The 20,623-nt window shown below is 72.0% G+C and carries 20 protein-coding genes; 10 read left to right on the forward strand and 10 right to left on the reverse strand.

The genetic code is table 11. From position 1 onward, the window contains the following. Positions 1–145: 145 nt before the first annotated feature. Both VGN74_RS13420 and VGN74_RS13425 read left to right on the forward strand, forming a co-directional pair. Positions 146–1,348, forward strand: a complete 1,203-nt coding sequence (locus VGN74_RS13420) for a threonine ammonia-lyase (RefSeq protein WP_327449022.1) — start codon at positions 146–148, stop codon at positions 1,346–1,348. Then, positions 1,329–1,865, forward strand: coding sequence for an FKBP-type peptidyl-prolyl cis-trans isomerase (locus VGN74_RS13425; protein ID WP_327449024.1), 537 nt, complete (start codon positions 1,329–1,331; stop codon positions 1,863–1,865). Before VGN74_RS13420 ends, VGN74_RS13425 begins: the two co-directional genes overlap by 20 nt. On the opposite strand, the gene queG is transcribed toward VGN74_RS13425, so the two are convergent. The 3 genes from queG to VGN74_RS13440 are packed head-to-tail and all read right to left on the reverse strand — an operon-like array spanning position 1,866 to position 4,634. Next, positions 1,866–2,933: a tRNA epoxyqueuosine(34) reductase QueG gene (queG, locus tag VGN74_RS13430; protein ID WP_327449026.1), complete on the reverse strand. Its 1,068-nt coding sequence runs from the start codon at positions 2,931–2,933 to the stop codon at positions 1,866–1,868. Positions 2,934–2,957: 24 nt separating this feature from the next. Then, on the reverse strand, positions 2,958–3,641 hold the full coding sequence (locus VGN74_RS13435; protein WP_327449028.1) for a glutathione S-transferase family protein: 684 nt from the start codon (positions 3,639–3,641) through the stop codon (positions 2,958–2,960). Positions 3,642–3,677: 36 nt separating this feature from the next. Further along, a complete protein-coding gene (locus VGN74_RS13440; protein WP_327449030.1) occupies positions 3,678–4,634 on the reverse strand; it encodes a cation diffusion facilitator family transporter in 957 nt (318 codons plus the stop codon). A 128-nt stretch (positions 4,635–4,762) separates the two neighbouring features. On the opposite strand from VGN74_RS13440, the gene VGN74_RS13445 reads away from it, so the two are divergent. Together VGN74_RS13445 and VGN74_RS13450 are read left to right on the forward strand one after the other, a co-directional pair. Further along, positions 4,763–5,923 (forward strand): citrate/2-methylcitrate synthase, encoded by a 1,161-nt coding sequence (locus VGN74_RS13445; protein WP_327449032.1) that lies wholly within the window; start codon positions 4,763–4,765, stop codon positions 5,921–5,923. Between the two features lie 27 nt (positions 5,924–5,950). Continuing rightward, entirely contained in the window at positions 5,951–6,757 is an 807-nt protein-coding gene (locus VGN74_RS13450) for an undecaprenyl-diphosphate phosphatase (protein ID WP_327449034.1), read from the forward strand. Positions 6,758–6,766: 9 nt separating this feature from the next. On the opposite strand, the gene VGN74_RS13455 is transcribed toward VGN74_RS13450, so the two are convergent. Together VGN74_RS13455 and VGN74_RS13460 are read right to left on the reverse strand one after the other, a co-directional pair. Continuing rightward, positions 6,767–8,515 carry a PAS domain-containing sensor histidine kinase gene (locus VGN74_RS13455; RefSeq protein WP_327449036.1) on the reverse strand — a complete coding sequence of 583 codons (1,749 nt, stop codon included), beginning with the start codon at positions 8,513–8,515 and terminating at the stop codon, positions 6,767–6,769. 186 nt (positions 8,516–8,701) lie between these two features. Beyond that, on the reverse strand, positions 8,702–9,262 hold the full coding sequence (locus VGN74_RS13460) for a hypothetical protein (protein WP_327449038.1): 561 nt from the start codon (positions 9,260–9,262) through the stop codon (positions 8,702–8,704). 187 nt (positions 9,263–9,449) lie between these two features. Here VGN74_RS13460 and VGN74_RS13465 point away from each other — a divergent pair, with 187 nt between their 5' ends. Further along, positions 9,450–9,815, forward strand: coding sequence for a hypothetical protein (locus VGN74_RS13465; protein ID WP_327449040.1), 366 nt, complete (start codon positions 9,450–9,452; stop codon positions 9,813–9,815). Between the two features lie 62 nt (positions 9,816–9,877). Here VGN74_RS13465 and VGN74_RS13470 read toward each other — a convergent pair whose 3' ends face one another. Then, positions 9,878–11,950 (reverse strand): S46 family peptidase, encoded by a 2,073-nt coding sequence (locus VGN74_RS13470; protein WP_327449042.1) that lies wholly within the window; start codon positions 11,948–11,950, stop codon positions 9,878–9,880. A 166-nt stretch (positions 11,951–12,116) separates the two neighbouring features. On the opposite strand from VGN74_RS13470, the gene VGN74_RS13475 reads away from it, so the two are divergent. From VGN74_RS13475 to VGN74_RS13490, 4 genes are all read left to right on the forward strand, one after another. Then, the gene (locus tag VGN74_RS13475; RefSeq protein ID WP_327449044.1) at positions 12,117–13,292 is read left to right on the forward strand and encodes an ABC transporter permease; all 1,176 of its coding nucleotides are present in this window, start codon (positions 12,117–12,119) and stop codon (positions 13,290–13,292) included. Beyond that, complete coding sequence (locus VGN74_RS13480) at positions 13,289–14,041, forward strand: ABC transporter ATP-binding protein (protein ID WP_327449046.1); 753 nt, start codon at positions 13,289–13,291, stop codon at positions 14,039–14,041. Before VGN74_RS13475 ends, VGN74_RS13480 begins: the two co-directional genes overlap by 4 nt. 33 nt (positions 14,042–14,074) lie before the next feature. After that, the gene (locus VGN74_RS13485) at positions 14,075–15,082 is read left to right on the forward strand and encodes an efflux RND transporter periplasmic adaptor subunit (RefSeq protein WP_327449048.1); all 1,008 of its coding nucleotides are present in this window, start codon (positions 14,075–14,077) and stop codon (positions 15,080–15,082) included. A gap of 238 nt (positions 15,083–15,320) precedes the next feature. Beyond that, positions 15,321–16,154 (forward strand): retropepsin-like aspartic protease, encoded by an 834-nt coding sequence (locus tag VGN74_RS13490; RefSeq protein ID WP_327449050.1) that lies wholly within the window; start codon positions 15,321–15,323, stop codon positions 16,152–16,154. Here VGN74_RS13490 and VGN74_RS13495 read toward each other — a convergent pair whose 3' ends face one another. From VGN74_RS13495 to ypfJ, 3 genes are read right to left on the reverse strand one after another with little or no spacing between them, the layout of a single operon-like run. After that, positions 16,155–17,414, reverse strand: coding sequence for a glutamate-5-semialdehyde dehydrogenase (locus VGN74_RS13495; RefSeq protein WP_327449052.1), 1,260 nt, complete (start codon positions 17,412–17,414; stop codon positions 16,155–16,157). Then, positions 17,411–18,562: a glutamate 5-kinase gene (gene proB / locus VGN74_RS13500; RefSeq protein ID WP_327449054.1), complete on the reverse strand. Its 1,152-nt coding sequence runs from the start codon at positions 18,560–18,562 to the stop codon at positions 17,411–17,413. The genes VGN74_RS13495 and proB overlap by 4 nt, the downstream gene beginning before the upstream one ends. Positions 18,563–18,619: 57 nt before the next feature. Further along, complete coding sequence (ypfJ, locus tag VGN74_RS13505; protein ID WP_327449056.1) at positions 18,620–19,468, reverse strand: KPN_02809 family neutral zinc metallopeptidase; 849 nt, start codon at positions 19,466–19,468, stop codon at positions 18,620–18,622. A gap of 123 nt (positions 19,469–19,591) precedes the next feature. Between ypfJ and VGN74_RS13510 the strand changes: the two genes are divergently transcribed. Then, positions 19,592–19,915, forward strand: coding sequence for an Mpo1-like protein (locus VGN74_RS13510; RefSeq protein ID WP_327449058.1), 324 nt, complete (start codon positions 19,592–19,594; stop codon positions 19,913–19,915). A gap of 3 nt (positions 19,916–19,918) precedes the next feature. Here the strand turns inward: VGN74_RS13510 and VGN74_RS13515 are convergent, their stop codons facing one another. After that, positions 19,919–20,611 (reverse strand): hypothetical protein, encoded by a 693-nt coding sequence (locus VGN74_RS13515; RefSeq protein WP_327449060.1) that lies wholly within the window; start codon positions 20,609–20,611, stop codon positions 19,919–19,921. Between the last annotated feature and the right edge of the window lie 12 nt (positions 20,612–20,623).

Here is a 20,623-nt window from a genome sequence, read left to right on the forward strand (position 1 = left end):
GACTTCCCCGATGAGCGGACCGGTCGCCGGCGCGACCGTGGATTTCGACTTCACGCCCAACGCATGGCGACGGTCAAGGTTGCGCGGCCCCCGCGACGGCCTAGAAGGACGACATGTTCGGCGACAGAACCGGCAAGGGAGCGGCATGACGGTCAGTTTCGAGGATATCCGTGCGGCGCAGGCGCGCATCGCCGGACAGGTGGACCGCACCCCGACGCGCCACTCCCGCCGCCTGTCGCAGCTGACCGGGGCGGAGGTCTGGGTCAAGTTCGACAATCTGCACTTCACCGGCTCGTTCAAGGAGCGCGGGGCGCTGAACCGCCTGCTGCTGCTGGACGCGGATGAGCGCCGACGCGGCGTCGTGGCGGCCTCGGCCGGCAACCATGCCCAGGCGCTCGCCTATCACGGCGGCCGGCTGGGCGTGCCGGTGACCATCGTCATGCCGCACGGCACCCCCTTCGTGAAGATCGACGGCACCCGCGCCCATGGGGCGACGGTGGTGATCGAGGGCGACGACTTTTCCGGCTCAACCGCCCACGCCCACGCCCTCGCGGCCGAGCGGGGCTATGTCTTCGTCTCGGCCTTCGACGACGCCGGCATCGTCGCTGGCCAGGGCGTCTGCGGGCTGGAGTTCCTCGAGGACGCGCCGGAGATCGAGGACCTCGTCATCCCCATCGGCGGCGGCGGGCTGATCGCCGGCTCGTCGATCGCGGCGAAGGCGCTCAAGCCGGACCTCCGCGTGTTCGGCGTCGAGGCGGCCATGTACCCGTCGTTCTCCGCCCGGCGACGGGGCGAGACCCCCGTCTGCGGCGGCCAGACGATCGCCGAGGGCATCGCCATCAAGGCGGTCGGCGACATCCCCTTCGCCCTCGCCGATCCCCTGGTGGAGGATGTGCTGGTCTGTCAGGAGGAGGCGTTCGAGAAGGGCGTGGCCTTCTTCGCCACCCTCGAAAAGACCGTGGCCGAGGGCGCCGGGGCCGGAGGTCTGGCGGCCCTGCTCGCGTATCCGGAGCGGTTCGCCGGCCGCAAGGTCGGCATCGTCCTGTGCGGCGGCAACATCGATGCGCGCATGCTGGCCGTGGTGCTGAACCGGGAGATGGTGCGCGAGCGGCGGCTGACCGTGTTCCGCATCCTCGGCGACGACCGGCCCGGCATGCTCTCGGCCATGGCGGCGGTGATCGGCGGCCTTGGCGGCAACATCATCGACGTGGTGCACAACCGGCTGGCGCTCGATGTGCCGGCCAAGGGCGCGGAGTTCGACATCATGGTCGAAACGCGCGATAGCGCCCATGCCGACGAGATCGGACAGGCCTTGAAGGACAAGGGTTATGCGCTTCGGATGGGGTAGGGCGGCCGCGCTGGCCGTGGCGATGACGGCCCTGGCGGCCTGCGGCCGGGGCGGCGAGGCCGGGCCCTCGCTGGAGGATCGCGCCGCGGCGGCGGCCTATTTCCTGGAGTCCAACGCCCGCGCCGAAGGCGTCGAGACCCTGCCGTCGGGCGTGCAGTACAAGGTGGTGGCCTCGGGCCCGCAGGGCGCTGCGCAGCCGGACGGCAATGATCTGGTCCGGGTCGACTACGAGGGCACCCTGACCGACGGCAAGGTGTTCGACAGCTCGTTCGAGCGGGGCTCGCCGGCGGTGTTCCATCTCGATCAGGTGGTGCCCGGCTGGACCGAGGGCCTGCGCCACATGCGGGCGGGCGACGAGTGGATCCTCTACATCCCGCCGGAGCTGGGCTACGGCGAGCGGGGCGCCGGCGGCATGATCCCGCCGAACAGCGTGCTGGTGTTCCGGGTCAAGCTGCTGGACGTGGCGCCGATTCCCGGCGATGCGCCGACGCGTGGGGCTGCAGCCGCCGCGGTCTGATCAGGCCGCCAGCCGGGCCAGCGCCCAGCGGGCGGCGTCAGCCACCACGGGGTCCGGGTCGCCGGTGAGCGCCTGCACCGGGGTCAAAAGGGCAGCGTCGCCGGAGTTGCCGGCGGCGTACAGGACGTTGCGGACGAACCGGTTGCGGCCGATGCGCTTGACCGGGCTTCTGGCGAACAGGGCCCGGAAGCCAGCGTCGTCCAGCGCCAGCAGGTCGGCCAGCCGGGGCGACTGCAGGGCGTCGCGCGCCTTCAGCCGGCCCTCCCGGGCGGCTTCGGCGAACTTGTTCCAGGGACAGGCGGCGAGACAGTCGTCGCAGCCGTAGATGCGCGACCCCGCAGCGACGCGGAACTCCTCCGGCCAGGGGCCGGCGAACTCGATGGTCAGGTAGGACAGGCAGCGTCGCGCGTCGAGCTGGAACGGGGCCGGAAAGGCCCGGGTCGGGCAGGCGTCGAGACAGGCGGTGCAGCTGCCGCAGTGCTCCGTATCCGGGGCGTCCGGCGGGAGGTCGGCGGCGGTCAGAATGACGCCCAGAAACAGCCAGTTGCCGAGGTCGCGGCTGAGCAGGTTGGTGTGCTTGCCCTGCCACCCCAGCCCGGCGCGCTGGGCCAGCGGCTTCTCCATCAGGGGGGCGGTGTCGACGAACACCTTGACCTCGGCCCCCAGCCGCGCGGCCAGCTGCCCGGCCAGGGTCTTGAGCCGGCCCTTGATCACCTCGTGATAGTCGTCGCCCCGGGCGTAGACCGAGATGTAGCCCGCCGAGCGGTCCTCGAGCTCCGGCCGCGGATCGGTCTCCGGGCCGTAGTTCAGGCCGAGGACGATGGCCGTGCGCGCCTCCGGCCACATGGCTGTGGGATGGCGGCGCCGCTCCAGCGTGGTCTCCATCCAGCCCATCTCGCCATGCCGTCCGGCCTCGACAAAGGCGGCGAGCCGATCACCCTCGGCCCACGGGTCGGCGGCGGAAGCGAAGCGACAGACGTCGAAGCCCAGCGCCGCCGCCTTGCGGCGCAGGTCGTCCTTGAGGCGCTCGACCCGGGGATGGTCGGAGGGGGCGTCGATCGACGGCATCGGGCGCAGATGCGCCGGGACGCGTCAGAAATCCAGATCGGCGTAGACCGCCGAGGGGGGTACGCCCGGAAAACGATCGCCGAGCAGGGGCCGGAAGCAGGGCCGGCACTTGATCTTCATGTACCAGCCCTTGAGCCCCGGGAACGCGGCCCAGGGCGCCTCGCCGAAATAGTCGAGCACAGACAGGTGGGCGGCGGCGACCAGGTCCGCCTGACTCAGCCGGCGGCCCGCCAGCCACTCGCGCTCGCCGGCCAGCGGCTCCAGCAGGCCCAGATGGCGGCGCAGCGCCTCGCGACCCTCCCGGAGTTGGCGCGCGTCGGGCGAGCCGAGCCGGAGCAACGGCTTCTCCATGCGTTCATGCAGCAGCACGGCGTTGACGTCGTCGTTGAACGGGCGCTCGAACCAGCTGACCAGCCGGCGAGCCTCGGCCCGGTCGGCGGCGTCGCCCGGCAGCAGGACCCCGGAGGCGGTGTCGTCCGCAAAGCCGAGAATGGCCGCCTGCCCGCGCAGGACCAAAGGTCGCCCGTTGTAGGTCAGCTCCAGCACCGGCGGCAGGCCCGACGGCGTCAGGGCGTGGATGGGACTGTCCGGCTCCCACGGCCGCACCGCGTTTTCGGTGAAGCCGAGGCGCACCTCGCCCAGCGCCAGTCGCGCCGCGCGCGAGGCCGGATCAAAGGCGAAATGGTGCAGGGTCGCGGCCTCGGCCATGACCGCTTCCTCGCCTCCGGAGGATTAAGACCGCGTTTACCCGCCCGTCCCGGACCAGGGGCCCGCTGGCGTCGTGGCCGTCGCCGGCTCAGCGGCCGGCCGACGTGCGCCGGCCGGGTCGGCGTGCAGGTGCACCTCGGCGCCGGGCAGGGCTTCGCGCACCCGCGCCTCCGCGGCCTCGACGATGTCGTGGGCCTCGGCGAGGCTGAGGCCGGCGTCGAGATCGACGTGCATCTGGGCCTCGACAGACGATCCGGCCATGCGGGTGCGCAGCCGGTGCACGCCGAGAATGCGGGGATCGCTGGTGACGGCGCGGACCACAGCCTCCTGGATGTCCTGCGGCGCGGCGCGGTCGAGCAGCTGGTCGGCCGCCTGCCGGAGCAGACCGACCGCGCCCCAGACCAGCCAGATCATGACGATCAGGCCGGCGGCAGCGTCGAGGCCGGGGGCGTTGAGGAAGCTGCCCGAGGCGACGCCGATCACCACCACCAGCCCGGCGGCGAGGTCGGCGGCGTAGTGGGCCCGGTCGCCGCTGACCGCCAGGCTGCCGGTCAGGGCCACGACGCGACGCTGGCGCCAGATCAGGAAGGCCGTCAGCGCCATCGACAGCAGCATGACGCCCACGGCCCAGCCGCCCTCGGTCACGGGCCGGGGATTGAAGAACCGCTGCAGCGCCTCGGCGCCGATGAACAGGGCGGAGGCGAACACCAGACCAGCCTGAACAAGGGCGGCCAGCGCCTCGCCCTTGCCGTGGCCGAAGCGGTGGTCGTCATCCGGCGGGGCGGCGGCCCAGCGCACGGCCATGAAGACGGTCAGCGAGCCGAGCAGGTCCAGCGAGGAATCCGCCAGCGAGGCGAGGATCGAGACGGAGCCCGACGCCCCGAGGGCAAAGGCCTTGAGCGCCACCAGGGCGACCGCCACCGCCACGGACAGGCGGGTCACGTCGCGGACGGCGGCCCGGGCGGCTTCGGGGGAGGGAGCAGAGGCGGGCATGGGGCCTTGATGGCCCATGTCGCGGCCCCGCTCAATGCGGGACGGCGCGGCTCAACACTTGACGCGACGGCCGTTAACTGACCCAAACTGTCGCGGTTCCTGTGGATAACCGTCGGCGGAGGGACAGGATGGAGAGCCAGCGAGGCTGGATCGGGCGGAGCGAGGCGATGGAGCGCCTCGGGGTCAAGTCGCAGACCCTCTACGCCTATGTCAGCCGGGGCCGGATCACGGCCCGCCCCGATCCCGCCAATCCGCGCCGCAGCCTGTATGCCGCCGACGACGTGGCGCGGTTGCGCGGCGACGCGCCGGCCGGCGCCCTTCGTCCGGCCACGCCCTTCATCGGTTCGGTCAGCCGGGGCGAGGCGGCGATCGACTCCCGTCTGACCGTGATCGCCGGCGGCCGCCTGTTCTACCGCGGCAGCGACGCTGTCCAGCTGGCGCGCGCGGCCACGGTCGAGGAAACCGCCCGTCTGCTCTGGGGCGTCGACAGCGATCCGTTCCGGGACCTGAAGCCTCGCGTCGACACCGTCGTGGGCGGCTCGCACCGGGCCCGGGTCTATGCCGCCCTTGCCCGTCGCGTCGATGAGGACGGCGCCGCCGGGGACCGCGACCGCGCGGCGCTGGCGCGCGAGGCGGCGGCGGTCATGTCCGAGGTGTTCGACGCCCTTGCCGGACCGGGGCCGCGCCTGCACCTGCACCAGCGGCTGGCCCGGGCCTACAAGGTGGGCGAGCGCGAGGGCCAGATGCTGCGTCAGGCCCTGGTGCTGGGCGCCGATCACGACATGAGCGCTTCGGCCTTCGCCGCCCGCGTGGCGGCGTCCGGCGGTGCGTCCCCGGCCGGCTCCGCCCTCGCGGGGCTGGTCGCCCTCGTGGGATCGCCTGTGGCCCGGCGGCTTGAAGCCGCCAACGAGATGGTCACCCTCGGCCGGCGCGATCCGGCCGCCGCCCTGCGCAGCCGGCGCGAGACGGGCGGCATTCCCGGCTTCGGCAACGCCGCCTATCCCGGCGGAGATCCCCGCGCGGCCGCCCTGCTGGGGTCGATCGACATCGGTGCGGACCTGCGCGCCTTCGTCGATCTGGGGCGGGAGATGACGGGGCAGGAGCCGGGGTTCGAGCTGGCGCTGGCCCTGCTGGCGCGGCGGCTCGATCTGCCGCGCGGCGGGGCGCTGGATCTGCTCATCCTCGCCCGTCTCGTCGGCTTGATGGCGCACGGACTGGACCAGGCCTGTGACGGCTCGCCTATCCGCGCCCGTCTGCGCTATGTCGGACGCGAGCCCGGCGCCCACTGACGGCCGCGCCGGCGGGGGCGGTTTTGCATGTCTGACTGGCTGGCGGCGATCATCCTTGGCCTCGTCGAGGGCCTGACCGAGTTCATCCCCGTATCGTCGACAGGGCACCTGCTGCTGCTCGGCCACTTCATGGGCTTCGAGAGCAAGGGCAAGACCTTCGAAGTGGTCATCCAGCTGGGGGCGATCCTCGCCATCATCAGCGTCTACTTCCGGCGGCTCTGGACCCTGGCGATCCGCTGGCCGACCGATCCGGGGGCGCGCCACTTCATCCTCGGCGTCCTGATCGCCTTCCTGCCGGCGGCGCTGGCGGGCGTCCTGCTCTATCCGATCATCAAGGGCTTCCTGTTCGAGACTCCGCTGATCATCTGCATTGCCCTGATCGTCGGCGGGGTGCTGCTGCTCATGCTCGACCGGATGAAGCGTGCGCCGCGCTATCTGGATGTGAATACCTATCCGCTGCGGGTGTACGCCCTGATCGGCGTGTTCCAGTGTCTCGCTCTCGTGCCCGGTGTCTCTCGGTCCGGGGCCACCATCGCCGGCGGCCTGCTGCTCGGGACCGACAAGCGCTCGGCGGCGGAGTTCACCTTCTTCCTCGCGCTGCCGACCATGGGCGGCGCCGTCGCCTACGACCTCTACAAGACGTGGGACCAGCTGGACTTCACCGATGTCGGGCTGATCGCGATCGGCTTCGTCACCGCCTTCCTGACCGCCCTGCTGGTGGTGCGCTTCCTGCTCGACTTCGTCAGCCGGCACGGCTTCGCGCCCTTCGCCTGGTGGCGCATCGGCGTGGGGGTGGCGGGCCTCGCGTTGCTGGCGGTGGGGGTCGGCGGCTGAGCGAGCGTCTCAGGCGGCCCGGACGCGCAGCGGGCGGCCATCCTCGAGCACCGGCGGCGCGGCGGCGGCGGCCTGGGCGACCGGCAGGCTGACCCGCACCACGGTGCCCTTGCCGAGCACGCTCTCCATCCGGAGCTCGCCGCCGTGCAGCTCGACCAGCGACTTGCTCAGCGCGAGGCCCAGTCCGGTGCCCTGGCTGGTCTTGGAGTGCTGCCCTTCCACCTGTTCGAAGGGCTGGGCCAGACGGGCCAGATCGTTGGCGGCGATGCCGATGCCGGTGTCGGCCACGGCGATTTCGCAGCGATCGTCGGGGGTGCGCCGGACGAGGACGTCAACGCGGCCGCCCTGGGGCGTGAACTTGATGGCGTTCGACACGAGGTTCAGCACCACCTGCTTCAGGGCCCTGTAGTCGGCCGGGATGGCCTCAAGCGGCGCGGCGTCCAGCGCCAGCGTCAGCCCGGCCTCCTCGGCCCGGCCGCGCATCAGCCGGATCACGTCCTGGCAGACCTCCTCCAGCGACACGGGCTCCAGGTGCAGGGTCAGCTTGCCGGCCTCGATCTTGGCCATGTCGAGGATGTCATTGATCAGGCTGAGCAGGTGCTGGCCGGAGCGCAGGATGTCCTCGGCATAGCCCCGGTAGCGATCGTCGCCCAGCGGCCCGAACATCTCGGTGGCCATGATCTCGGAGAAGCCGTTGATGGCGTTCAGCGGTGTGCGCAACTCGTGGGACATGTTGGCGAGGAACTCGGACTTGGCCTGGTTCGCGGCCTCCGCCCGGGTCATGGCGACCTCGTACTTGCGCGCCAGCAGAGACAGCTCCGTCTGGCTGGCCTCAAGCTGGGCCACTGTGGCCTGCAGCGCCTCGGCCGCACGCCGGCGCGCTTCCTCTTCCTTCTTGATCGGGGTGATGTCGGCGGCGGTGACCACCGAGCCGCCGTCGCCCGTCATGCGCTCGGACAGCTGCAGCCAGCGCCCGTCGTGCAGCTCCAGCTCGCGCTGGCCTGCCCGGCCCGACGGCGAGGGCTGATCGCTGCGGATCGCCAGACCGGCGATGCGGTTCAGCTCGGTGCGCGGCGCCCCTCGCCGGATCACTGCGTCCTCGAACCCGAAGGCGTCCTGGAAGGCGCGGTTGCACATCACCAGACGACCCTGTCGGTCGAACAGGGCGAAGGCGTCGGACACGCTCTCGATCCCGTCCCGCAGGCGACTCTCGGCGGCTTGGGCCCGGGCCTTGGCCCGCCGCGCCTCCGTGATGTCGAGGGCGACTCCGACGACGTGGACGAAATGCTGGCCGGCGCGGACCCCGCGGGCCTGTCCGCGCGCGTCGATCCAGCGGATGCCGCCTTCGGGCAGGGCCACGGCGAAGCTGGTCTCGAACGCGCCATAGGAGGCCGCCTGCAGCAGGGCGTGCTCGACCTGCTCGCGGTGACGCGGATGCACCTGCGCCAGCACGGTGTCCGCAGGCACGATGCCGCCGCTCTCCAGCCCCAGCAGGGTGGCCATGTAATCGGAGATGGTCACCGACTCCGCCGCGAGGTCCCACTCCCAGACGCCGCAGCGGGCGCCTTCGACCGCGAGGCGGAACCGGCGCTCCTGGTCGGCCCAGACGCGGCGGGCCTGGGCGCTGGAGCGCTGGATCTGGAACAAGGCGGCGACAAGCCCGAGCGCCAGCGGTCCGGCGACCACCCAGACCTGGTTCAGCAGGTTCTGCTGCGCCATGAGGTAGAAGACGAGACCCAGCAGGGCGACAAGCAGCACGACGCGCAGCCCCGCACTGCCGTCAGGGCGGCGGTCGCCGCGACGGCGTCCAGACGGGGATGTGCGGCGCTCCTCGCCCTGCAAAGGGGGGCTCCCGGCCTCAGGTCAGATCGGCCGAGCCTAAGCTGCGTCGCGGAGTCGTGTCGAGCGCGGGCGCGCGCGCCTGTGGATGCTGCCGGCGGGCCGTCAGGCGGCCTCCGCCGGCGCCGCGGTCGGGGTGACGACCACCTCGGTCACCGACTTGAGAATGTCCCGCGCCTGGGTTGCAAGGGCGAACATCTCGGGCGGGCAGTCCTCGGGAGACTCCGACGCTGTCTCCGCGAGCCGCTCGGCGAGGGCCATCAGCTGCGGGGCCGCTGCGATCAGGCGCGCCTGAAGTTCGATCCGGTCAGGGTCGCGATCGTACTCGGCTCCCGGGACGCGCCAGCCGCCCCAGTCGCTGGGATCGGTGACGACCACAGGATAGGTCCCGGGGAAGGGATGATGCGGGCAGTCCTCGGCCTGCTGCCACTTGTTGCGCGCGCGCAGCAGGCGCCAGTGGCCCATTTCGCGCTCCATCGCGGGGTCCTCGGCCGGGGCGCTCAGTTCGCTGGATTGGAACTCGCGGCCGAGGCCGACGTCGTAGGTGATGCGCACCGGCTCGTCGAAGCCCTTGGCCCAGACCGGCTGGACCTTCTCGATCCGGGCCCACGCGCCCACGCACTCGACCCAGACCCGCTGGCCCTTCTGGAATACCGCTCGCGCCATCGCCGCCTCCACTGCTTCCCGTCAGGGTGAAGCCTTCGCCTTGATGTTGCGTTGTCCGGAAGGGTTAACGTGTCCGGTTCATCCGGCTGAACGCCAGACAACGACGGGCTCAGGTTCGGCTCAGCGGGCCGATGGTTTTCTGCGCTCACACCCCGATCGGCGGGGAGGTTTGAAAGTGAGGCCAGAGATGAGGAAGACCGTTCTGTTTTCGATCCTGGCGGCTTCGGCGGTGGCCCTGTCCACGCCGGCCGCCGCCCAGCACTTCGGCGGCCACGGGGGCGGCTACGGCCAGCGCTTCCCGTTCGAGGCGCGCCAGCAGCAGCTGGAGCAGCGCGTGGAGCGCATGGCCTACAACGGCCGCATCAGCCGTCAGGAATACCGGCTGTTCCAGCGGCAGTTCGCCCACTTCGACCGGCTGCAGCGCGACTACCGCCGCGGCGGCATCGACCGCTGGGAAGCGCGGGAGCTGGACACCCAGCTGGATCGCATCCAGGCGCAGATCCGCGAGGAGCGCCGGGAGGCCCGCCGGGACGATCGCCGCAACCGCTGGTGACACCCGGTCGTCGGTGAAGGAAAGGGCCGCGCCGTGAGGCGCGGCCCTGACCTTGTCTGGCGTCAGTCGACGCCCAGTTCGCGCAGCAGGCGCGGCTGGTCATAGACCTTGCGCAGCGCCTCGGTGACCGCGGCGGTCGAGACGACCACGGTGCGGTTCAGGTTGCCGTCATAGCCGAACGAGCCGCCCAGCGAGTGGATGTTGCCGTCGAAGGCGGCCCCGATCACCTGTCCCGAGGCGTCGATCACCGGCGAGCCGGAGTTGCCGCCGATGATGTCGTTAGTGGTGACGTAGTTGTAGACCACCTGCGGGTCGATCCGGTCGCGGGCGGCGAGGAAGTCCTCGGCCGCATTGAACGGGGCCGAGCCGGTCGCCCGGTCGAACAGGCCGCCCATGTAGGTGAAGGGCGCAATGTCGACGCCGCGATAGCTCCAGCCCTGCACCGAGCCATACGACAGGCGCAGCGAGAAGGTGGCGTCCGGGTACTGGTTGTCGCCGTAGACGGCGAAGCGGGCCTGGGCCACGCGCTCGGCGGCGCGGGTGCTCGGAACGCCGACGCGGGCGCCCCACTCGGCCTGCATGGCGGCGGACTGGTCGGCGTTGCGCAGGGCCAGCTCGATCATCGGGTCGTTCAGCGCGATCAGCTGTTCCAGCGTCAGGTCCAGCGCCGCGGCGCGGAAGGCCGGCTCATCGAGACGGGTGCCGGACACGGCGCGGTCGGCCAGACCCTCGGGGCTCTCGCGGCCCAGAAGGGCGCGGACGCGAGCGTCATCGACGGTCAGGTATTCGCGCGTCTTGGACAGCCAGAAGCCGAGCCGGATCTCTTCGAGATCCATGGCGATCGGCGTCTCCTCGAGCAGGCGGGCGCGCGTGCGGGCGACGGCGGCGTCGAGGCCCGGATTGCGTTCGCCTTCCGGCTTGGCGCGTTCCCGGGCGACCCCGACGATGGCGTTGGCCATGCTGTAGAGGGTGGAGCCGCCGCCGGCGGCGGCGGCGAGCTGGCGGAACGGAACGGCGAGGTCGCGCGCGGCGCGCTCGGCCGCCTCGATCTCGCTCCACGGATCGCCGATGCGCTGCTGCAGGGCCGGATCGGCGGCGACGCGTTCGCGCAGCTCGATTTCCTGGGCGCGCTTCTCGGCCATGAAGGCCGGGTCGAGCAGGGCCTGCTGCTGGCCGTACCAGACCTTGAAGCTGTTCTCGAGGCCGAAGATCGGGTCGACCGAGACGCGGGCGGCTTCCTCGCCGCTGGCGGCGTAGGTCAGCAGGCGGCCGCGCAGTTCGGAGCCCTGAATCAGCTGCAGCGGCAGCTGCTGGTCGCGCAGGCGCTCCAGCTGGGCCACCGTCAGCAGACGCTGGGTGGTGCCCGGATTGCCGGACACGAAGGTCGGCTCGCCGGCCTGCGGCGCGCGGGCGTTCCAGGTCAGGTGGTTCGGGGTCGCGACCGGCTGGCCGTTCTCGTAGGCGCGCAGGAAGGCGGCATCGAGGGCGTAGCGCGGGAAGTTGAAGTTGTCCGGGTCGCCGCCGAAGAAGGCCGCCTGGAACTCCGGCGCGAAGGCGAGGCGGACGTCGTCGTAGCGGCGGAACTTGTACAGGCCATAGCGGCCGCCGCGGTAGAAGCTGATCACCTGGCAGGTGAAGCGCTCGTCGCCGGCGCAGGCCTCGGACTGGATGCGGTTGATCTCGGCGGTGCGGGCGGCGGCGAAGGCGGCGCCCTCAAGGCCGGCGCCGGCGGCCAGCACCCGGTCGGTGACGTCGACGATCTCGGTCAGGACCTCGGCGGTCTGGCCGGGGCAGGTGCGCTCCTCCTCACGGGTGGCGACGAGGAAGCCGTTGGCGACAAAGTCCTGCTCGGCGGTCGACAGTTCCTGGATGCAGGACACCACGCAGTGGTGGTTGGTCAGGATCAGGCCCTCGGACGAGACGAACGAGGCCGAGCAGCCGCGCAGGCGCACCGAGGCCTCGCGCACCCGGTCCAGCCAGGCCTGGTCGATGTTGGTACCGTAGGTCTGGTTGACCCGGGCGATGGGGAAGTTGTCGAAGGTCCACATGCCTTCTTCGGCGGCGGCGGGCGCGGCGGACAGGCCGGCGAGGGCCCAGCCGAGGGCGAGGGCTGAGGCGGTGAGGCGGATCTTCATCTGGGGCTCCCGGGATCGCGCCTTGTGCGCGTTACGACGTAACTATCCGCGCCGCCGCCCCGGCCGCAAGTGGCCTATGGCGTTAGCCGCCTTACCCCGATTTAACTTGGTCCCGGACCGCCGGCCGGTCAGATATCGCTCAACTTCGGGGGTTGAACCGCTTCGCATGTCACTGGCCCTGTCCACCCTGCTCTACGAATGGCGCCGCTACATGGCGGCCGTCATGGCGCTGGCCCTGTCCGGCCTGCTCGTGCTCGCCATGACCGGCGTGTTCATTGGCATCGGCAAGGGCTTCACCGCCCAGATCGAGCGCTCGCGCGCTGACATCATCATCATGCAGCCGGGCGCGACCAGCCTGATGGGCGGCCCCTCGGGTGTGCCGAGGCGCTTCATCCCGCTGGTCTACAATCACGCCGAAGTGCTCGAGGTGCAGCCGCTGGCGGGCAGCGGCGGATCGTTCCAGTCCGTCAAGAACGTCGATCCGACCATGAGCCAGGCCGAGCGCGCCCGGCAGGGCGCCCCGCGCCAGCAGTTCGTCCAGGCGCGGGTGATCGATACGCGGCCCAACGCCGTCACCACCCCGGTCGACTACTCCGACGAGCTGGTGGAGGCCCTGCGCCAGCCCTACACGGTGGCGATCGACGAGACGGCCCTGAAGCCGCTCGGCGTCGAGCTCGGCGACAAGGCCCTCTACAACGGTCAGACCGTGACCGTGGCGGCCGTCACCCGCGGCTATCCGAACATGATGCAGTCGACCATCGTGATGAGCCGCGACACCATGCGCATGCTCGGCCAGACCAGCGACAGCAGCCCGCGTGTCGGCCCCCTGATGGTCCGTGTCAGCGACCCGGCCCGTTCGGAGATCATCGCCGCCCAGCTCAACACCATGGGCAACGGCCAGTGGAAGGCCTGGACGCGCCAGGAGCTGGCCGACGCCAATCAGAACGCCATGTTCGAGGAGGGCATCCTCGTCATCATCATCGGCGGCTGCGTGGTGCTGGGCACCATCATCGGGGTGGCGATCACCTGGCAGACCCTGCGCGGGGCCATCATGGCCAACATCAAGGAGTTCGCCTCCCTGCGCGCCCTCGGGGTGTCGATGGGCTCGCTGCGCCGCATCGTCATGGAGCTGAGCTTCTGGGTCGGCCTCGTCGGCGTCGCCGCGGCGATCGGCCTGACCTGGCTGGTCTCCCTGCTGGCCGCCGCGAACGCCGTGATCATCTCCCTGCCGATCGGCCTGCTGGTGTTCGTCGGCGGCGGTCTGGTCTTCATCGCCATGATGTCGGGCTTTCTGTCGCTCGGCGTCCTCAAGAACAGCCAACCGGCGGACCTGCTGCGATGATCACGAAAGCGCATGGAAAACACGGCGAGGCCGCGATCGAGGCCAAGGGGCTCGTCAAGCGCTTCAAGTCCGGCAAGGGCTTCGTCGAGGTGCTCAAGGGCGTCGATTTCGACGCGCGCCACGGCGACCTGACCATGGTCATGGGCCCGTCGGGCTCGGGCAAGTCGACCCTGATCGCCGCGCTCTCGGGCCTGCTGCGGCCGGAGGAGGGCAAGGTGGCCACCCTCGGCTTGCCGGACCTCTGGAAGCTGTCGTCCAGCCGGATCGACAAGTTCCGCCTCGACAACTGCGGCTTCATCTTTCAGGGCTTCAACCTGTTCCCGGCCCTGACCGCCCTGCAGCAGGTCGAGACGGTGCTGAAGTTCCAGGGGCTGACCTCCGAGCAGGCGAAGCGCCGCGCCACCGAGGCGCTGGAGGAAGTGGGCCTCAAGCCCCGGCTGCACCAGCGTCCGACGGCGCTGTCCGGTGGTGAGAAGCAGCGCGTCGCCATCGCCCGGGCCCTCGCCAAGGACCCCAAGATCCTGTTCGCGGACGAGCCCACCTCGGCGCTGGACGGCGAGAACGGCCAGGTGGTCATCCGCCTGCTGCGCCGGGCCGCCACCGAGCACGGCGCGGCGGTCATCTGCGTCACCCACGACCCGCGCCTCGAGGCCTGGGCCGACCGCATCATTCACATCGAGGACGGCCGCATCATCGACGATACGCGCCGCACGCCGAACCCCGACGCGACCCTCGCCTCGACCCACTGACCACATAACAAGAACACCTAGGACTCTCGCATCATGCCCGGCTTCCTGAAGAACAAGTGGCTCTGGATCGGCCTGCTGGCGATCATCGTGGCCGTCGTCGGATTCAGCATTCTCTCGTCCCAGGGCGAGGCGAAGAAGAAGGCCGTCGAGCAGGCGGCGGCGACGGTGGTCAGCCCCTATGCTGCGGTCGCCAACGGCCGTGTCGACGTCGAGGGCGGGATCATCCAGGTCGCCGCCCGGCGCGGCGGCGTGGTCCGCGAGGTGCTGGTGCAGGAAGGCGATCTCGTCACCTCCGGCCAGGTTCTGGCGCGGCAAGAAGACGATGAGGCCCGCCTCGCCCTGCAGCGCGCCCGGGCGGAAGTGGCCCAGTCGGAGAGCCAGCTGGCCCAGATCCAGGTCGATCTGCGCACCGCGCGCCGCGAGCACGACCGCCTCGCCCAGCTGGTCTCGTCCAACTTCGTGGCCGCCCAGCGCATGGACCAGGCGCGTGACCAGATCGCCGCCGCCGAGGCCCGCCTGCAGTCGCAGCGCGCCGCCGTGCAGACCGCCCGCGCCCGTCTGGCCGAGGCCGAGTACAATCTTGAACTGACGGTGATCCGCGCCCCGATGGATGGCCGCATTGTCCGCCGCTACGCCAACCCGGGCGCCGGCGCCTCGACCCTGAACGTCTCGACCATGTTCGACCTCGAGCCCGAGGCCCCGCGCATCGTCCGCGCCGAGATCGTCGAGAGCGACATCCCCAACGTCAGCGTCGGCCAGGCGGTCGAGATCTCGCCCGAGGGCGACCCGACCCGGGTCATTGTCGGCGAGGTGCTGCGCCGCGCCGCCGTGTTCGGGGCCCGCAAGCTGGCCTCGGACGACCCCAGCCAGCGTTCCGACGAACGCGTGGTCGAGGTGGTGGTCACCGCCACGGACGCGCCGCTGCTGATCGGTCAGCGGGTGCTGGTCAAGTTCATGAAGCCCGGCGAGACCGCCGGGGCGCCGCGCGAGACCTCGCCGGGCGTGCCGCCGGAGCGGGCCATGCGGCCGACCAACGGCTGAGGCCGCGGGAGCCGTACGGCCCCCCGCTCGTTGAGAAGACGCCGCGCGCCCCGGGCCGCGGCGTTTTTTCGTCGCATCACCCCCCGTCGCGGTCGACAGGGTGCCGGGCGAAGGCGAAGGAGAAGCCTTGGGTACGCGACGCTCCTTCCTGATCCGGGCTGGCCTTGTCGCCGGAGCGCTCGGCGGCGCCTGGTGGCTGAGGGAGAATATCGTTTGGCCGACGCCAAGGGCGACGTTCGTGGCCGGACGCGAGGGCTGGACCGGGCTCGTCGGCGACCGCGCCAACGTCCTGATCATCCCCGCTACCGTCGCGGGTCAGCCGGTCGCGGCGCTGGTCGACACCGGGGCTCAGTACTCGGTCGTCGACCGACGTCTGGTTCAGCGGCTGGGTCTGGGGAATGGCTTCGACATCCCGTTGCTCGCCTACGGGGTCGGGGGCGGGGCCCAGGTCGGCAAGGGCGTGACCGTCGATGTGGCCGCCGCGGGGGCCCGCTTCGACAACCTGCGCGCCGCCATCCTCGACCTCGGCCCGCTGGCGTCGGACGACGGCCTCGCCACCCCGCTGATCCTCGGCCAGGACGTTCTGGGCGAGAGCGACCTCTGGCTCGACCTGCCCGGGCGTCGGCTGGCGCTCGCCCCGCCGGGCGCGTCCCCGCCCTGGCGCGACCTTGCGGCGACCCCGGTCCTGCGTGAGGGGCGGGCGCTCGCCGCCGAGATCAGCGTCGAGGGCGCGGTCACCACCGCCTTGATCGATACCGGGTCCTCGGCGCTGCTGGCGGTGAGCCGTTCGGCCGCAGGAATGCTGGGCCTGCTCGACGGCCGCGAGACGCGGCGCGGGTCGAGTTTGGTGCTGGGGGGCACGGTGCGATCGGAGCTGGTCCGGGCCCGGACCGTGACCTTCGGCGACGCCCTGTTCCGCAACGCCACCGTGGCCATCTACGACGACGTCGCCGGGCGCGCCCTGCCGCAGGGCCTGATCGGCATGCCGGCCTTCCGGGGGCGCCGCGCGGTGCTGCGGCTGGGCGCCGGCGAGCTGTGGCTGAGCCAGGCCGTGGACGTCGACCTGAGCTGATCAGGGGCGGGTGTGGCCCTGACCCCGCACCACGTACTTGTAGCTGACCAGTTGCTGCGCCCCGACCGGGCCGCGGGCGTGCAGGCGCGAGGTGGAGATACCGATCTCCGCCCCGAAGCCGAACTCGCCGCCGTCGGCGAACTGGGTCGAGGCGTTCCACATGACGATGGCGCTGTCGACGCGGGCGAGGAAGCGCTCGGCGGCGGCCGGGTCGGCGGCGATGATCGCCTCCGTGTGGCCCGAGCCGTAGCGGGCGATGTGCTCCACGGCGGCGTCGAGGTCGTCGACCACGCGCACGGCGAGGATCGGGGCGAGGTATTCGGTCGGCCAGTCCGCCTCGACCGCCTCGCCCATCTGCGGGACCGCGGCCCGGGCCCGGGCGTCGCCGCGCAGCTCGCAGCCAGCGGCGATCAGGGCATGCGCCACGTCCGGCAGCAGGGGCAGGGCCCCGGCGTCGACCAGCAGGGTCTCGGTCGCACCGCAAATCGAGGTGCGTCGCATCTTGGCGTTCAGCACCACCGTCCGGGCCATGTCCGGCTCGGCCGAGGCGTGCAGATAAGTGTGGCAGATGCCCTCGAGGTGGCCCAGCACCGGGGCCCGGGCCTCGGCCTGCACCCGCTCGACCAGGCCACGGCCGCCGCGCGGCACGATCAGATCGACGTTGCCCTCCAGGCCCGACAGAAGATGTCCAACGGCGTCGCGGTCCGGTGTGTCGACCATCTGCACGGCGGCGGCCGGCAGGCCGGCGGCGGTCAGCCCCTCGACGACCGCCCCATGAATGGCCAGGGCGCTGTGCAGGCTGTCCGACCCGGCGCGCAGCAGGGCGGCGTTGCCGGAGCGCAGGCAGATGGCGGCGGCGTCGGCAGCCACGTTCGGCCGGCTTTCGAAAATGATGGCCAGCACGCCCAGCGGCACGCTGACACGGGCGATGTCCAGCCCGTTGGCGGGGGTCCAGCGCGCGGTCTCCTCGCCCAGCGGATCGGGCTGGTCGGCGACGGCGCGCATGGCCGCGGCGATGCCGGCGAGGCGGCCCTCGTCGAGGCGAAGCCGGTCAATCATGTTGGCCGGGGCGTCGCGCGCCGCCGCCGCGTCCAGATCGCGGGCGTTGGCGGCCAGCACGGCGTCGGCGCGGGCCAGCAGGGCGTCGGCGCCTGCGCGGATGGCGGCGCTGCGCTGCTCGGCCGGCGCGTGGGCCAGCGGGCGGGCGGCGGCGCGGGCGGCGCGGCCCATCTCCCGCATGCGGGCGGCGAGGTCGCTCATGCGCCGGTCTCCAGCACCAGATCGTCACGATGGATGGCGACGCCCGGTCCGCGATAGCCGAGCAGCGCCTCGATCTCGACGCTCTGACGGCCGGCGAGACGGCGCAGCTCATCGGCGGCATAGGCGGCCAGACCGACCCCGAGCCGGCGACCGTCGAGGGTCCGCAGTTCCACGCTGTCCCCCTTGTCGAACCCGCCCTCGACGCCGGCGACCCCGGCCGGCAGCAGGCTCTTGCCGGCGCGCAGGGCGGCCGCGGCGCCGTCGTCGAGGCGCAGCACCCCGGCCGGGGCGACGCTGCCGGCGATCCAGGCCTTGTAGGCCTGGCGCGGGCTCTGGGGCGCGGTGATCAGGGTGCCGGAGCCATTGGCGACGGCCGCCGCCAGCGGCGCGTCGACGCGGCCGTCGAGGATCACGGTGGCGCAGCCGGCGGCCCGCGCGATGCGCGCAGCCTCCAGCTTGGTGCGCATGCCGCCCGAGCCTACCGCGGCCTCGGCGTTGGCCTCGCCGGCCATGGCCAGCACCTCCGGCGTCAGGGCGTCGATGCGGGACAGCCGGCGGGCCTCCGGCCGACGGCGCGGGTCGGCGTCGTAGAAGCCGTCCACGTCCGACAGCAGCACCAGCAGGTCGGCGCGGGCCAGCTGGGCGGTACGGGCCGCGAGGCGGTCGTTGTCGCCGTAGCGGATCTCCTCGGTGGCGACCGTGTCGTTCTCGTTGACCACCGGCACGGCGCCGAGCGCCAGCAGGGCCTCCAGCGTGGCCCGGGCGTTCAGCCAGCGGCGGCGGCGCTCGGTGTCCTCGCGGGTCAGCAGCACCTGGGCCGGGGTCAGGCCGTGCGGGCCCAGCGCCGTCTCCCATTCGCGCATCAGCAGCGACTGCCCGACCGCGGCGGCGGCCTGGGTGCGATCCAGCGCCGCCTCGCGCGGCAGGCCCAGGCGGCGGCGGCCCAGCACCGCGGCGCCGGAAGAGACGAGGATGACCTCGCGCCCGTCGGCGCGCAGCCGCGCCACCTCACGCCCGAGATCGGCGGCGCGGTCGGCGGCGATCAGGGCCGAGCCGATCTTGAGCACGAGCCGGCGCGCCCCCTGCAAGGCCTCGGCGGGCGAGGCGGGTCCCGCAACGGGGTCAGGGGCGAGGGCGGCGGCGGTCATCCCGTCACTCTGGCGCCCGCGCTGCGCTGCAACAAGCGCTACGCCGGGCCTCGGGCCTCAGAGGTTCTGAAAGGTGTTGCAGGCGGAGGGATGCCCGGCCTCGTAGCCGCGCCGCAGCCAGGCGGCGCGCTCTGCGGACGTGCCGTGGGTGAAGCTCTCGGGCGAGACACGCCCGCCGCCCCGCTGCTGCAGCGCGTCGTCGCCGATGGCCGCGGCGGTCGCCAGTCCGGCCTCGAGGTCGCCGGGCTCAAGCGCCACCTCGCCGCCCGAGGCCCGCGCGGCGTTGGCGGCCCAGACGCCGGCGTAGCAATCGGCCTGCAGCTCCAGCGCCACCGAGTAGCGGTTGGCCTCGGCCGTGCTGCCGGCGGCCTGCTGCGCCTGCCGCGCCTGATCGGCTGTTCCGGTCAGGGTCTGGACGTGGTGGCCATACTCGTGGGCGATGACATAGGCCCGGGCGAACTCGGCGTCGGATCCGCCCAGCTCGGCCAGCTGGGCCCAGAAGGTCACGTCGAGGTACACGCTGCGGTCCGGCGGGCAGTAGAACGGCCCCATGGCCGCCTGGCCGAAGCCGCAGTCGGTCGGCGTGGCCTGATCGTACAGAACGACCCGCGGCGGGGTGTAGCCGGGCAGGGCGGCGATCCACACGTCATTGAGGTTGGCCCCGATCACATCGACGAAGCGCCCGGCCTCGTCCGCCGGCGTCCCGGTCTGGCCCTCGACGGCGGCGGGTGCGCCGACGCCGATCTCGTTCGCCAGCCGCGTCGTGGTCGCGGGATCCAGCCCGAAGACGAAATAGCCGATCGCGGCCAGCACCAGCACGCCGAGCGAGCCGCCCGCCACGCCGCCGGCTCCCATGCCGCGTCGATCCTCGATCCCGCCGCCGCTGCGGCCGCCCTTCCAGCGCATCCAGTGTCCCTCCCGTCCCCGGGAAGAGGCTAGGCCGAAACACGGCGACGGGGAACAGGGGGCGGACACGGCGGCCTGTCGCGGCGCTTGTCAGGGCCGGCGCCCCGTCGCATCCTCCGGTCCATGAGCCATGCCCCTGCCGACGGTCGGCGCTACGCCTCGTTCGCCGAATTCTATCCCTTCTACATCCGCGAGCACGCCAACCCGACGTGCCGTCGGATCCATGTGGTCGGGTCCGGGCTGGTGCTCGCCGCGCTGGCGCTGGCGATCGTGACCCTGAACCCCTGGTGGCTGCTGGCCATGCCGCTGATCGGCTATGGCTTCGCCTGGGTCGGGCATTTCTTCTTCGAGAAGAACCGGCCCGCGACCTTCAAATACCCGCTGTGGAGCCTGATGGGCGACTGGCGGATGTTCTTCGAAACCGTCAGCGGCCGGCGGAAGTTCTGAGGCCTAGTTTCGCGCCGGATCGGGGAAGGCCCACAGGCTGAGCGCGAACACCGCCACGGCGTCGCGGTCCGCATCGCCGGCGGGGGGCAGGTAAATGGTCGGCCGGAAGCCGTTCATGTCGAGGCCGCCGACCTCCCGCCCGTCGCGGCTGATGACATAACCCATCACCATGCCGCCGCCGATCGGCAGGCCGCCGATGCGGCGGGTCTCCGCGCGATAGACGACCCCGTTCCAGGTCAGTTCAGCGACCCGCTGCGGCTGCTGCACGCGTCGCATCAGACCGCCCAGGCCGCCGGGGCGCGAGAGCACCAGCGACATGGCGGCGTCGGCCGGCGCGCCCTCGTAGCGGCAGACGTAGGCCAGATCCTCGGTGTCGAACTGGATGCCGAGGATGCTGCGGTGAGACTGGCCGCCCTCGCAGGCGCCGGTCACCTCGCCGAGGGCGGGCGCGCTGACCTGCAGGTCAGCCGTGGCCCGGTCGCGCGACGCCCAGGGCATCCGCGCGCCTGACCCGCGGGCGGAGATGTGGCCGGTGTACTCGCCGACGGCGAAGCCGGGCTGCGTCAGTCGCGGGCCGCGCCGGCCCTCAAGGCCGATGCGCTCGGTCCGTTCGGTCATGGGCGTCTCCTGCGCCGCCGCCGGCAGGGCCGGGGGCAGCATCAGAAGGGCGGTGGCGACGAACAGGATCGGGCGCATCGGAATCTCCCT

Origin of the sequence: Brevundimonas sp. (assembly GCF_035998205.1) — a bacterium.
GTDB lineage: Bacteria > Pseudomonadota > Alphaproteobacteria > Caulobacterales > Caulobacteraceae > Brevundimonas.